The 14,384-nt window shown below is 64.8% G+C and carries 6 protein-coding genes; 5 read left to right on the top strand and 1 reads right to left on the bottom strand.

Annotation, left to right across the window (positions count from 1 at the left end):
• Window positions 1–39: 39 nt before the first annotated feature.
• From G3574_RS13030 to tldD, 3 genes are all read left to right on the top strand, one after another.
• On the top strand, window positions 40–4,278 hold the full coding sequence (locus G3574_RS13030) for a YhdP family protein (protein WP_163963779.1): 4,239 nt from the start codon (window positions 40–42) through the stop codon (window positions 4,276–4,278).
• Between the two features lie 17 nt (window positions 4,279–4,295).
• On the top strand, window positions 4,296–5,108 hold the full coding sequence (locus G3574_RS13035; RefSeq protein WP_163963781.1) for a carbon-nitrogen hydrolase family protein: 813 nt from the start codon (window positions 4,296–4,298) through the stop codon (window positions 5,106–5,108).
• Between the two features lie 126 nt (window positions 5,109–5,234).
• Entirely contained in the window at window positions 5,235–6,698 is a 1,464-nt protein-coding gene (tldD, locus tag G3574_RS13040; RefSeq protein WP_163963783.1) for a metalloprotease TldD, read from the top strand.
• 189 nt (window positions 6,699–6,887) lie between these two features.
• Here tldD and G3574_RS13045 read toward each other — a convergent pair whose 3' ends face one another.
• Window positions 6,888–7,643 carry a substrate-binding periplasmic protein gene (locus G3574_RS13045; RefSeq protein WP_163963785.1) on the bottom strand — a complete coding sequence of 252 codons (756 nt, stop codon included), beginning with the start codon at window positions 7,641–7,643 and terminating at the stop codon, window positions 6,888–6,890.
• Between the two features lie 213 nt (window positions 7,644–7,856).
• Between G3574_RS13045 and G3574_RS13050 the strand changes: the two genes are divergently transcribed.
• Window positions 7,857–11,096: a sensor histidine kinase gene (locus tag G3574_RS13050; protein WP_163963788.1), complete on the top strand. Its 3,240-nt coding sequence runs from the start codon at window positions 7,857–7,859 to the stop codon at window positions 11,094–11,096.
• Between the two features lie 410 nt (window positions 11,097–11,506).
• Window positions 11,507–14,384: sensor histidine kinase (locus G3574_RS13055; RefSeq protein ID WP_163963790.1), on the top strand; the 2,878-nt coding region annotated here is incomplete at its 3' end.

The raw sequence follows: 14,384 nt of genomic DNA on the forward strand, positions 1-14,384 counted from the left end.
CAGCACCATCAAGCTCTCCGATCGATGTCCACCGACCTCATGACTCCAGAACAGACACCGGACCAGACTGGGCAGACGCCGGAAGTCGGCAAGTGCGCGTCCCGGCGTTCGGCATGGTCGGTCTGCTGGCAAGGCATCTGCAGCGGTTGCCGGACGGCCAATACGGTCACCCATCATACCTTGGCGTTCATCTTCAGGACGCTGGTTGTCGTTTATTTCATCTTCTGCGCGCTGATCCTCGGCCTGCGCTACATCGTGCTGCCCAACATCGACGGCTACAAGCCGCAGATCGAACGCCTGGCCACGCGCGCGCTGGGCAACAGGGTCAGCATCGCCGGCATCGACGCGAGCTGGGACGGCCTGAACCCGCGCCTCGCGCTGCACCAGGTGGTGATCCACGATGCCGCCGGCAATGCCGCGCTCAGCCTGCCCGACGTTTCGGCATCGCTCTCCTGGTGGACCGTGGCGGCGGGCGACCTGCGCCTGCACGAACTGCGCATCGACGGGCCCGACGTCGAAGTGCGGCGCGACGCGGGCGGCAAGCTCTACGTGGGCGGCATCGCTCTCGACGCCGGCAAGCGCGGCGACGGCAGCGGTCCCGACTGGGTGCTGTCGCAGCGCGAGATCGTGGTCCGCAACGGCCGCATCCGCTGGAACGATGCGCAGCGCGGCGCGCCCGAACTGGTGCTGGACCACGTGGATTTCCTGCTGCGCAACCGCTGGCAGCATCACCGCTTCGCCATCCGCGCCACTCCGCCGGAAGCCACCGGCGCGCCCATCGACGTGCGCGCCGCCTTCGACCACCCCGTCTTCGCGCGCCGCATCTCCGATCCCTCGCGCTGGAAAGGCCAGCTTTACCTCAACGTGCCCGACGCCGACCTGACGGTCTGGAAGGCCTACGTCGATTATCCGGTGGACATGCAGCAGGGCAAGGGCGCGGTGCGGGCCTGGGTCGACGTTGACAACGCGCGCGTAGCCAACTTCACCGCCGACCTTGGCCTGTCCGGGGTGATCGCCCAGTTCGGCAAGGACCTGCCCATCATGAACCTGGCCGAGGTCAGGGGCCGGGTTTCCATGCAGGAGGAATTGCGTCCCGGCGTCGAGGACGGCAAGCCCACCTTCGGCGCCAACGGCCATGCGATCGCCCTCACCGATTTCACCCTGCGCAGCGACGACGGCCTGGTGCTGCCGCCCACCACAATCAGCGAACGCTTCACCCCGGCGCGCAACGGCAAGCCGGAAAAGTTCGAGGTGACGGCGAAGTTGCTCGACCTGCATACGCTGGCGGAGCTGACCGAGCGTTTGCCGCTGCCTGCCGAACAGCGCCAGCTGCTGGCTGACTTCGAGCCGCACGGCATCCTGCGCGATTTCTCGGCGCAATGGCAGGGCGCCTATCCGCGCATCTCTTCCTATGTCGTCAAGGGCGAGTTCGCCGGCCTCGGCCTCAAGCCCCAGCCGGCCCGGCCTGCCCAGGCGAAGACAGCCACGACGCCCGCCCAGGCGGCCGTGCCGGCCATCCCCGGCATCGAGAATCTCACCGGCCGGGTCGATGCCAACGACCGGGGCGGCAGCTTCAGCCTCGCCTCCGAGCAGCTCAAGCTGCGCCTGCCCGGCTATTTCAGCGAACCCGACGTGCCGCTCGACCGCCTCGCGATGCAGGCGGGCTGGGCTTTCCAGGACAACAACCGCCTGCTGCTCGACGTCCAGAAGATGGAATTCGCGCAAGACCAGCTGCATGGCTCGCTGACCGGCAAGCACCTTTTGTCCCTGGACGAGTCGCCCGGCAAGCCGCACGGCCAGATCGACCTGAACGGCCGCTTCAACGGCCTCGAGATCGCCAAGGTCGGCCGGTACCTGCCGCTACAGACGCCGCAGGGCTTGCGCGACTGGCTCACCGGCGCGCTGGTCGGCGGCACTGCCAACGACGTCAAACTGCGCATCAAGGGCGACCTCGCACAGTTCCCCTTCCAGGCCGGCAAGGGCGGCAAGCCCGGCAGCCGCGGAGAGTTCAGCGTCAACGCCAAGATCGCCAATGGCGCGCTGAACTACGCGCCCGGCCATGCCGGCAAGGATGGCAGCGCGCCGTTGTGGCCGCTGCTGGAAAACATCAACGGCAGCATCAGCTTCGAACATGCCCGCATGGAAGTCCACGCTGCCAGCGCGCGCACGTCGGGCGTGGACCTGGCCAACGTCAAGGCAGTCATTCCCGACCTCGGCGCGCACGAGCGTGAACTGCAGATCGATGGCGAGGCCCAGGGTCCGCTGCAGGAATTCATCCGCTTCACCAACACCAGCCCGGTGGAGGACTGGATAGGCCAGTTCACCAGCGAGACAGAGGCGACCGGCAACGCCAGGCTCGGACTCAAGCTGCAGATGCCGCTCGCCCGCCTGCCGGACACGAAGGTCAAGGGCACGCTGCAGTTCAACGGCAACACGGTGGCCCTGAGCAAGATCATCCCGCCCCTCTCGAACGCCACCGGCAAGCTGGAATTCTACGAACGCGGCTTCACCCTCGGCGGTGTCCGCGCCAGTTTCCTCGGCGGACCCGTGACGCTGTCCGGCGGCACGCAGCGCGACGGCAACATCGTGGTCAAGGGCGAGGGCAACCTGACCGCCGACGGCGTGCGCAAGGTGTACGCCACGCCCATGACCCAGCGGTCTTCCGAGCGCATCACCGGCGGCGCGCGCTATGCCACCACCATCCGCGTGCGCAACCACCGGCCAGAAATCGTGGTCGAATCTAACCTGGCCGGCCTCGGGCTGGACTTCCCGGTGCCCCTGCGCAAGACGGCCAGCGAAAGCCTGCCGCTGCGCTTCGAGATGACCGGCTTGCCTTCCAACGATCCCGCGCTGCTGCGCGACGAACTCAAGCTCAGCCTCGGCTCCGCGATCTCGGCGCGCTACGAGCGCCAGAAGGGCGCCGACAAGGAAGCGGAATGGCGGGTCGTGCGCGGCGGCATCGGCGTCAACGTGCCGGCGCCGATTCCCGATTCCGGCGTGTCCGCCAACGTCAGCCTGCGCTCGCTCGACATCGACGCCTGGCGCCGCGCCGCATCGTCCATCGTGACCACGCAGTCGCAGGCCTCGTCGCCGGCCGGCACGGGCAAGGAGGCGAACGACCAGCTTTCGATCATGCAGTACATCGATCCCGATATCCTCGCCGCGCGCGCCACCGAGCTCACCATCATGGACAAGAAGCTCGACAACGTCGTGGTGGGCGCCTCGCACCAGAAGGGTGTCTGGCAGGCCAACATCGATTCCGACCAGGCTTCCGGCTACGTCACCTGGAACGAAGCGCCCGCCGGCCAGCCCGGGCTGGGCCGCGTCACCGCGCGCCTGTCGTCGCTGATCATTCCGAAGTCTGCCGCTTCCGACGTGGGTGATCTGCTGGAAGGCAAGAACGCGACGACCCAGATCCCGGCGCTCGACATCGTCGCCGAGAACTTCGAACTGTTCGGCAAGAAGTTCGGCCACGTCGAACTGCTCGCCAACAACGTCCGCGGACCCGCCGGACGCGAATGGCGCATCAACAAGCTGGCCATGGTGAACGCCGATGCCGAGCTCAATGGCACCGGCAAGTGGATCAGCCGCGACAGCGACAGCGTGTCCAGCCTCAACTACACCCTCAACATCATCGATGCCGGCAGGCTGCTCGACAGGCTGGGCTTCCCCAACGTGCTGCGCGGCGGCAACGGCAAGATGGAAGGCGAGATCAGCTGGAAGGGCCTGCCGTTCTCGCTGGACATCCCCAGCCTCTCGGGTCAGGTCAAGCTCGACATGGCGTCGGGCCAGTTCCTCAAGGTGGATCCGGGCGCGGCCAAGCTGCTCGGCGTGCTCAGCCTGCAATCGCTGCCGCGCCGGCTCGCGCTGGATTTCCGCGACGTATTCTCGGAGGGCTTCGCCTTCGACGGCATCACCGCCAATGCCGCCATCGCCCAGGGCGTGGCGCGTACCGACAATTTCAAGATGCGCGGCTCTGCCGCCACCGTCCTGATCGACGGCAACGCCGACATCGCCAAGGAAGCGCAAAATCTGCACGTGGTGGTCATTCCGGAACTGAACGTGGGTGCCGCCTCGGTGGTGTATGGCCTCGCGGTCAATCCGGTCATCGGCGTCGGCACCTTCCTCGCGCAACTGTTCCTGCGCGATCCGCTGATGAAGGCCTTCACCTTCGAATACCAGATCACCGGCCCCTTCAAGGACCCGGTGGTGACCAAGCTGCTGCGCCGCCAGGCGCGCGGCGCCGACAACACATCGAATGCGGGGCCAAACTCATGACCGGGCAGACGGCAACAATGGCAACAACGGCGGCAACCAGGGTGGCGGCGGTGCAGATGGTGTCGACGCCGGACATCGCGGACAACCTCGCGACGGCCCGCAGGCTGGTCGCCGACGCCGCGAGGCAGGGCGCCGGGCTGGTGCTGCTGCCGGAGTACTGGCCCATCATGGGCAGGAAGGAAACCGACAAGGTCGGCCATGCGGAAGAGGTCGGCGCCGGACCGATCCAGGAAACGATGGCCGCGATGGCGCGCGAACATGGCATCTGGCTCGTCGGCGGCACCCTGCCGGTGGTGGCGCCGGTCGATGGCAAGGTGCTCAACACCATGCTGGTCTATGCGCCCGACGGCACGCGCGAAGCCCGCTACGACAAGATCCACCTGTTCAGCTTCCGGCGCGGCGACGAAGCCTATGACGAGGCGCGCACCATCGTGCACGGCAGCGAGGTGCGCACCGTCGAGACGCCCTTCGGCCGCATCGGCCTGTCGGTGTGCTACGACCTGCGTTTCCCCGAGCTGTACCGCGCCATGGGCGACTGCAGCCTGATCGTGATGCCGGCCGCCTTCACCTACACCACCGGCCGGGCCCACTGGGAAATCCTGCTGCGGGCAAGGGCGGTCGAGAACCAGTGCTACGTGCTGGCATCCGCGCAGGGCGGCATCCATCCGAACGGCCGCCGGACCTGGGGGCACAGCATGCTGGTCGATCCCTGGGGCGAGGTCAAGGCGGTCCTGCCGGAGGGCGAGGGCGTGATCCTCGGCGACCTCGATCCCGCCGAGATCCAGCGTGTGCGGGAGAGCCTGCCGGCCTTGCAGCACCGCAAGCTGTAGACGGGAAAGCCCGGCCGGGCCTTGCGCCGGACCAACATCGCGCGGGCGGCATGGCCTGGTCAGATGCTCTACAATGAGCTCATCAATCCGACCCCGCAGCGACCCCTTTCTTGCAAGGCAATCACCATGAATTTGTTTGAACCGAACCTGCGTACCCTTGCCCAGGCGCGCGACATTTTGCTCACGCCTTTCGGCCTCGACGAAGCCAAGCTCGGCAAGACCCTCGCCGAGATCTTCACCCACCGGGTGGACTACGCCGACCTGTATTTCCAGTTCACCAAGAACGAAGGCTGGAGCCTGGAAGAAGGCATCGTCAAGACCGGCAGCTTTTCCATCGACCAGGGCGTCGGCGTGCGGGCCGTGTCGGGCGACAAGACCGCATTCTCGTATTCCGACGAAATTTCCGAGCGCGCCCTCCTCGAAGCCGCTGCCGCCACGCGCACCATCGCGCGCCAGGGCGCAGGCAAGGTCAAGGTCGCTTCCTCCATCCAGGCTGCCGGCGGCCGCTCGCTCTACCTGCCGAACGATCCCCTGTCCTCGCTCGACGCGACCGAGAAGGTGAAGCTGCTCGAGCGCGTCGAGCGTATCGCCCGTGCCAAGGATCCGCGCGTGGTGCAGGTGATGGCCGGCCTTGCAGGCGAGTATGACGTGGTGCTGGTGGTGCGCAGCGATGGCGTGCTCGCCGCCGACATCCGCCCGCTGGTGCGCCTGTCGGTCACCGTGATCGCCGAGCAGAACGGGCGCCGCGAGATGGGTAGCAGCGGCGGCGGCGGACGCTACGACTTCTCTTACTTCACCGATGAACTCCTCGAAAAGTACGCCGGCGAAGCGGTGCACTCCGCCGTCGTCAACCTCGATTCCCGACCCGCGCCCGCTGGCCCCATGACCGTGGTGCTCGGCCCGGGCTGGCCCGGCGTGCTGCTGCATGAAGCCATCGGCCACGGCCTCGAAGGCGACTTCAACCGCAAGGGTTCCAGCACCTTCTCCGGCCGCATCGGCGAACGCGTCGCCGCCAAGGGCGTCACCGTGGTCGACGACGGCACCCTCGCGGACCGCCGCGGCTCCCTCAACATGGACGACGAAGGCAACCCGACGCAATGCACCACCCTCATCGAGGACGGCATCCTGCGCGGCTACATCCAGGACACGATGAACGCGCGCCTGATGAAGATGCCCGTCACCGGCAACGCCCGGCGCGAGTCCTACGCCCACCTGCCGATGCCGCGCATGACCAATACCTACATGCTCGGCGGCGACAAGGACCCCGAGGAAATCCTCGCCTCGGTCAAGAACGGCCTGTACGCGGTGAATTTCGGCGGCGGACAGGTGGACATCACCAACGGCAAATTCGTGTTCTCGGCGAGCGAGGCGTACATGATCGAGGATGGAAAGGTGACCTATCCCGTGAAGGGCGCGACGCTGATCGGCAACGGGCCGGATGTGCTGAACCGGGTGTCGATGATCGGGAATGACATGCGGCTGGATAGCGGGATCGGGGTCTGCGGGAAGGAAGGGCAGAGCGTGCCGGTCGGGGTGGGGCAGCCTACGTTGAGGATTGATGGCTTGACGGTTGGTGGGACGGGAGCGTAAGGAGGGGGGCTATGCCTGGCATTTCGACTGCAGATGGCATGGCTGGACAACTCCTGTCATCCCCCCGCGCTTCGATGTCATTCCCGCCTTCGCGGGAATGACAAAGGCAGTCAGTAATGACAACGTGAGCCAGACGCGATAAAAGCGGCCAACAAACGTCGGCGGCTACCGCGTATTCCTGCATCCCCCTCACTCCGCCACATACTTCCTGATCATCTGCTGATACTGCCCGCTGCCCTTGAGCTGTTTCAGCCCCGCATTGAAATCATCCCTCACCTGCCTGTCGAGGAACACGGCATTGTGTGTCATGTCCTCATGCACAGGGAATATCTTGTGATAAACCACTTCCTGCTTGATGTCGACATCGTTCTTCACCGAGTCGCGGTAGTAGCGGAAGATGTTGACATCCCCCGCGTACACTTGCGCGCTGCCTGAGTACAGCATCTGCAGCTTGCGGCGCTCGTTGCCGTTCTCCGCATAATTCGGATTGCCCTTCACCGCTGCGGCGAATTCCGGACCGAGGAACTGGTTCGCGCCCTGGAAGGTGACGATGCTCTTCCCCTTGAGGTCAGCCAGGGAGTCCACTTTCAGGTTGTTCTTCTTCAGCGTGATGGCATTGTCCTGGTAGATGACCGTCGGCTCCGCGGCATAGAAAAAGCCGTCCGCCTCCTTCAGGTCGGGGTTGCCGCGCTGGGCAGCGTCGGCCTGTTTTTCCTTCAGCAACTTCGGCAAGGCGAGAAAGGATGCATAGGTCGGCTTGAGGGTATGCCCCTTGACTGCAAGCGCGGCCTTGATGATGTCAAGCTCGAAGCCGCTGTTCGTCTCCTGGATGACGTAGGGCGGCAGGGCCAGGCCGAAGATCATGTTGACCTCCTTCGCCTGTGCCGCGCCTGTCGCCAGAATCGACAGCGTCATCGCCAATCCTGCGGTCATGTTGAATGCCATTTGATGCCTCCCTGTTGAAGTACGGGCCAATGTCCTTCGCGCCACCATGGCGGTATTTTGATTGTATTGATAGCCAATACTCGCCATCTGAAGTATTAGGCGCGGCTAATCTTTGCCGGGAAGGGATGGCGGAATATTATTATTTCCGGCAGACTGAATCGCCTGTCACCTTTTTCTTCTAATCGGATCTCGATGGAGAGCTTGCTGCGTTTGGTGCTTTTCCTTTCGCTGGCATCGATTGCGCACCTTGCCGGCGCGATTGACCGGGTCGATCACACGCTCAAGCTGTTCGCGTCCTCGCATGCCTTGTTCGGCGATGAGCCGGCCATGGAGGCACAGGACCAGTACGGCTTCTACTGGAGCGCTTCCCGCACCGGCGGCCTGTACCGCTTCGACGGCGTCACCTCCACCCATTACCAGAACGATCCCGATAATCCTTACAGCCTCGCCAGCAACCGGGTGATGCGCGTGTACGAGGACAGGAAGCGGCGGCTCTGGGTGGGGACCGAAGACGGGTTGCAGCGATTCGACTTCGAGACCGGGCGCTTCATCACCGTTCCCCTGCAGGTCAGCATCGGCCCGAAAAACAGCGCTCCCCACGTCTTCAGCATCTTCCACGACCGGGTCGCGGAAGACGTCCTTTGGGTGGGCACCCGCAGCGGCCTGTTCAGGCTGGATCTGGCTGCCGGCACGCAGCAGCACTTCACGCACCAGGACCAGAACCCGGGCGGCCTGCCGAGCAAAAGCCTCGGGGCGATCGCGCAGGACGACGGCGGCAGCCTGTGGATGCGCACCGGGCGGGGCGTGATCCGGTTGAGGACCGACCCCTGGCGACTGGAGATGATGAGCCCGCCCGCCTCGTCGACCAATGACGGCATCTACCTCTCTCCATACCGGAAAGCCATGCATGTCTGGTATCTGCATGCGCAGGGGCTTTACCGTATCGATCCTGTCAGCCGCGGCAATGTCAAGGTTGGCCTGGAGGATGGCTTGCCCGAGGCGGACGTCCTGGATGTGAGCATCGACAGGTCCGGGCGCATGTGGGTCTGCAGCATGGCCGGCGTTTACCTGTGGAACGCGGAGCGGAGCCGGTTCGAGCGCTTCCTGGTCGAACCCGACGACCCTTCCCTATTCGCGAAGCCGACGGCGTATTCCCATGTCTTCGAGGATGACCAGGGCAACCTCTGGATGACCTTGAACGGATCGCTGGGACGGATCAACATGAATGGCGCCGGTTTCCAGCGCCTGCTCACCACCCGGGCCTCGGTGAAGAGCATCTGGGACAACGCGCCCTCGCTGCTTTACCGCGAGGGGGACCATCTCTGGATAGGAAGTTCGCATGGCCTGGACCGGCTGAACGTGAAATCCGGGAAGGTGAGGAGCTATCCCCACGATCCCGCCGATCCGCGGAGCGTGACACGCAGCGATGTCGCCGGTGCCATCCAGGGCAACAATGGCGAACTGGTGTTCATGTCGTACTTCGGCGTCAATCTCTATCGTCCGGAGACCGACTCCTTCGAGCGCCTGTTCGAACCGGAGAAGCAGCCTGTCGCGGACCGCCAGCAGGCGGACCAGATCGTGTTTGCCATCGCCTGGGACCGCTTCCGGAACGGCATCTGGATCAGCACCGCCGCGGGCTTGCGCCTGCTCGACCTGAAGACGCGGCGCCAGACCGCCTTCATCAGCAGGCATGAATTTCCGCTGGATGGCGTGACGATGCATTACGGGAGCATACTCGTGGACCGGACCGGCACGCTCTGGGCCGGCGGCACTTCCGGACCCTTGTGGGTCGCACGCATCCGGCTTGACGGTAACAACAAGCCGCAACTGTCGACAGTGCCACATGATAAGGCGGACGAAAAAACCCTCAGCGATCCGCGGGCGACGTATTTCTTCGAGGATGGCGCCGGCGACATCTGGATCGGCACGGCCAAGGGACTGAACCGCGTCGTCACCGCTGCCGATGGAAGCACCACCATCTCCCGCTACGGCGCCAGGCAGGGACTGTCGGGGGAAAGCATCCGCTGCATCGTCGAAGACAAAGACGGCGTGTTGTGGGTGGCTACGGACAAGGGAATCTCGCGCATCGCGGCCGACAGGAAGCAGGTTTTCAATTATGTTTCCGCCGATGGTTTCGAGAAGCGGCCCTTTTCCAACCTCAGGACCAACCGGGGCGGCGACGGCATGCTGTATTTCAGCCAGGACAGCGGCATCCTTGCCTTCAATCCGGACACGCTCGGCCAGCAACGCACCATCACGCCGCGGATGGCGCTGACCGGCATCGCTGTCATGCACGAACCGCTCGACCGCGCCGCGCTTCCCAACGGTGTCGGCATCGACGGTCCCAATGCCGCACCCCGCTCGCTCACCTTGCCCTACACCCATTCCGTCTTCTCCCTCGGCTTCGCCGCCCTCGGCGCCAGCGACCCCGCCAGCGCCGTCTACGCCCACAAGCTCGACGGCTTCGACCGCGACTGGATCCGCACCGACGCCGACCGGCGCATCGCCACCTATACCAACCTCGAACCCGGCGACTATGTCTTCCGCGTCAACGCCACCACCATGGACGGCATGCGCAGTCCGCAGGACCTTGTCCTGCCCATCACCATCACGCCGCCGTTCTGGAAGACCTGGTGGTTCCGCACGCTTGCCCTGGCGCTGGTCGTTGCCGCGACCTACTGGGCGCACCGCCTGCGCATCCGTTTCCTGCAGCGCAGCTACGAGCTCAAGACGCTGACCATCCAGGCCCGTGCAGAGCTCGACGTTGCCGCTGCCCAGCAGCGTTTCGTTGCCATGGTGTCGCATGAATTCCGCAATCCGCTGGCGCTGATGGAGACGGCGCTGGGCAACCTCTCGCGCATGCGCGGCGAGATGCCGGCCGGGGTGTCGGAGCGCCTGCAGAAGATCCAGCGCGCGCGCCAGCGCATGCAGGGCCTGATCGACAACTACCTGACCGAGGAAACGATGAAGTCGCCGGACCTCAATCCGAGGCGGCAGGAAACGGCGCTGCTGACGCTGGTGCAGGACGTGGTCGACTATGCGCAGGGCGCGGCGCCGAAGCACCAGATCGGGCTGGAGGCGCCGGCGGAGTTGCCGTTGATGTTCATCGACCGGGAGATGATCCGGGTAGCCTTGTCGAACCTGCTGGACAACGCGGTGAAGTACTCGCCGCAGGGCGGGGCGATCCGCATGCGGGTGGCGCAGCAGGAAGAGCAGGTGGTGATCGAGGTGGAGGATTCCGGAGTGGGCATTCCGGAGGAACAGCTGCCGCAGATCTTCGACAAGTTTTTCCGTGCCGACCATGGCAAGGAAAGCATCAAGGGGGTGGGGCTGGGCCTGCACCTGGTGAAGAAGATCGTCGACCTGCACGAGGGCAGCATCACGGTGAGGAGCCAGGTGGGCGTGTCCACGACCTTCATCCTGACCTTGCCGCTGCGTCCCGCGTTCGACTGATGTCATCCATCCCGCCAGGCGCGTGTTGCAATCACAACGGCAACTTGATTCTTCCCATGGAAAACGCCTAGGATAATCTATAAAAATTTTTTGACATGACCGCATAATCCCAAACCGCCTTTGTCATCCCCGCGCAGGCGGGGATCCCATTTCGGTTGTCCGAAGAGGCGCACAATGGGATCCCCGCCTGCGCGGGGATGACAGGGCACGATCAATGGTGTTTAAGTTAATTCAAAGGACCTTCAAGCACCCGCCCAGGATGATTAGGTGCGGTTAATCCTTTTTCAGGCGCGTTCATCCTTCCCATACAGTGGCCAGCATGCCCGCCCGCGCCGGCGGGCGCATTCGCCAATAGCCAAGGGCGATCCCCCGGACCGCCAACGCCATTTCCTGAAGGAGGGCATTGCCACATGCGCCGTCGACTCGCCCTGATCTGCCTCGTTCTTGCCGCCGGCATCCTTTTCAATGCGCCGGCCGGCGCGATCGACCGCATCGACTACAAGCTCAACCTGTTGCCGACCTCCCGTTCGCTGTTCGGTGAATCGCCCGTGGTGCTGGCCCAGGACCAGTTCGGCTTCTACTGGGTCGCGTCGATGTCCGGCGGCCTGGCACGCTTCGATGGCCTCAAGTCGATCCGGTACCTGCACAAGCCGGACGATCCCGGGAGCCTGGCCAGCAACCGGGTGCAGACCGTCTACCAGGACAGGAAGCGGCGGCTTTGGATAGGCACATCCACCGGTCTCCAGCAATTCGACTTCACGACGGAACGCTTCGTCACTGTTCCGCTGCAGATCGAGAATGGGGTGAAGAATGCCTTGCCCAGCGTGTATGCCGTCCTGCAGGACCGGTTCGCGGACGAGGTGCTGTGGGTCGGCACCCGAAGCGGCTTGTTCCGGATCGATCTCGCCACCGGCAAGCAGCGGCATTTCACCCACCAGGACCAGAACTCGGCCGGATTGCCAAGCAAAAGCATCGACGGAATGGCTCAGGACGATGAAGGCGATCTCTGGCTGCGCACGGGCAGGGGCGTGGTCCGGCTGCGGCCGGAACCGTGGCGCGTCGACCTCATGAGTCCGCCGTCGTCGTCGTATGGCGACGGCGTGGTTCTCATGGCCTACCGGGGCGCCATGCACGCATGGTACATGCGTTCGCAGCGGATATTCCGCATCGATCCTGCCAGCCGCGAGCATGTCCAGGTTGGCGCGCAGGACGGCTTGCCGGACGAGGAGGTGAACGATTTCAGGCAGGACAGATCCGGGCGGCTGTGGGTGGCGAACAGGGCGGGACTGTTCCGGTGGGACCCGAAGGACGAGCGCTTCCAGCGGTTCCGGGTCGAGGCGGACGACCTGGAAATGCTGGAAAAGCCGGTCTGGTTCAAGGGGGTTTTCGAGGACGAGCAGGGCGATGTCTGGATGACCATGAACGGCGCGGTCGGCAAGGTCGGCATGCATGGCGCCGGCTTTTCCCGCCTGCTCACCACGCGGACCTCGGTCAAGAGCCTCTGGTCCAACGTGCCGAGCCTGATGCACCGCCAGGGCGGCAAGCTCTGGATAGGAAGCCCGGCCGGGCTCGACCGCCTGGACCTCGAATCCGGCGCGGTGAAAAGCTATGTCCATGATCCCAATGACAGCAACAGCCTGGTGCGCAATACCATTCGCCATGCGGTCGAAGGGCAGAACGGCGAACTGTATTTCTCCAGCTTCCAGGGCGTCAGCCGATATCGTCCGGAAAGCGACGGCTTCGAACTCCTGTACGAGCCGCAGCAACGTCCCGCGGCCGATTCACGGGACGCGGACCAGGTCGTCTACGTGATCGCGTGGGATTCCCATCGCCACGGACTTTGGGTCAGCACCGCGGCGGGACTAAGGCTGATCGACCCGGAAACGCACCGGCAGCGGGCATTCATCGGACGCCACGAATTTTCGATGAATGGCGCGACGATGTTCTACACGAGTTTGCTCGTCGATCGCGCCGGAACCCTGTGGGTCGGCGGCCTGTCCGGGACCTTGTGGGTAGCGCGCATCCAGATCGACGATGCCGGCAAACCGAAGCTGACGCCCCTTCCGGTTGAAAGCCCCGGCAGCGTGGGCCTGGCCGATCTGCAGGTCAACTGCATGTTCGAGGACAGTTCGGGCGCCGTCTGGATCGGCACGCCTAAGGGTTTGTATCGTGCCGTGGCCGATGCAGGCGGGGCAATCGGCATGACCCGCTACGGCGTCAAACAGGGACTCGCCGACGACAGCATCCGCAGCGTCATCGAAGACAGGCGCAAGAACCTATGGGTGGCGACCGACAGGGGAATCACGCGCATCGCCGCCGACGGAAAACAGGTTTACAACTACTTCCCCTCGGACGGCTTCGACGATCGCCAGTTCAACAGCCTCAAGTCCAACATGGGAGCGGATGGCATGCTGTATTTCGGTCAGTCCGGCGGCGGCATCCTTGCCTTCAATCCGGACACGCTCGGCCAGCAACGCACCATCACGCCGCGGATGGCGCTGACCGGCATCGCTGTCATGCACGAACCGCTCGACCGCGCCGCGCTTCCCGACGGTGTCGGCATCGACGGTCCCAACGCCGCACCCCGCTCGCTCACCTTGCCTTACACCCATTCCGTCTTCTCCCTCGGCTTCGCCGCCCTCGGCGCCAGCGACCCCGCCAGCGCCGTCTACGCCCACAAGCTCGACGGCTTCGACCGCGACTGGATCCGCACCGACGCCGACCGGCGCATCGCCACCTATACCAACCTCGAACCCGGCGACTATGTCTTCCGCGTCAACGCCACCACCATGGACGGCATGCGCAGTCCGCAGGACCTGGTCCTGCCCATCACCATCACGCCGCCGTTCTGGAAGACCTGGTGGTTCCGCACGCTTGCCCTGGCGCTGGTCGTTGCCGCGACCTACTGGGCGCACCGCCTGCGCATCCGTTTCCTGCAGCGCAGCTACGAGCTCAAGACGCTGACCATCCAGGCCCGTGCAGAGCTCGACGTTGCCGCTGCCCAGCAGCGTTTCGTTGCCATGGTGTCGCATGAATTCCGCAATCCGCTGGCGCTGATGGAGACGGCGCTGGGCAACCTCTCGCGCATGCGCGGCGAGATGCCGGCCGGGGTGTCGGAGCGCCTGCAGAAGATCCAGCGCGCGCGCCAGCGCATGCAGGGTCTGATCGACAACTACCTGACCGAGGAAACGATGAAGTCGCCGGACCTCAATCCGAGGCGGCAGGAAACGGCGCTGCTGACGCTGGTGCAGGACGTGGTCGACTATGCGCAGGGCGCGGCGCCGAAGC

The sequence above is a fragment of the Noviherbaspirillum galbum genome, assembly GCF_010974945.1.
Lineage (GTDB): Bacteria > Pseudomonadota > Gammaproteobacteria > Burkholderiales > Burkholderiaceae_D > Noviherbaspirillum > Noviherbaspirillum galbum.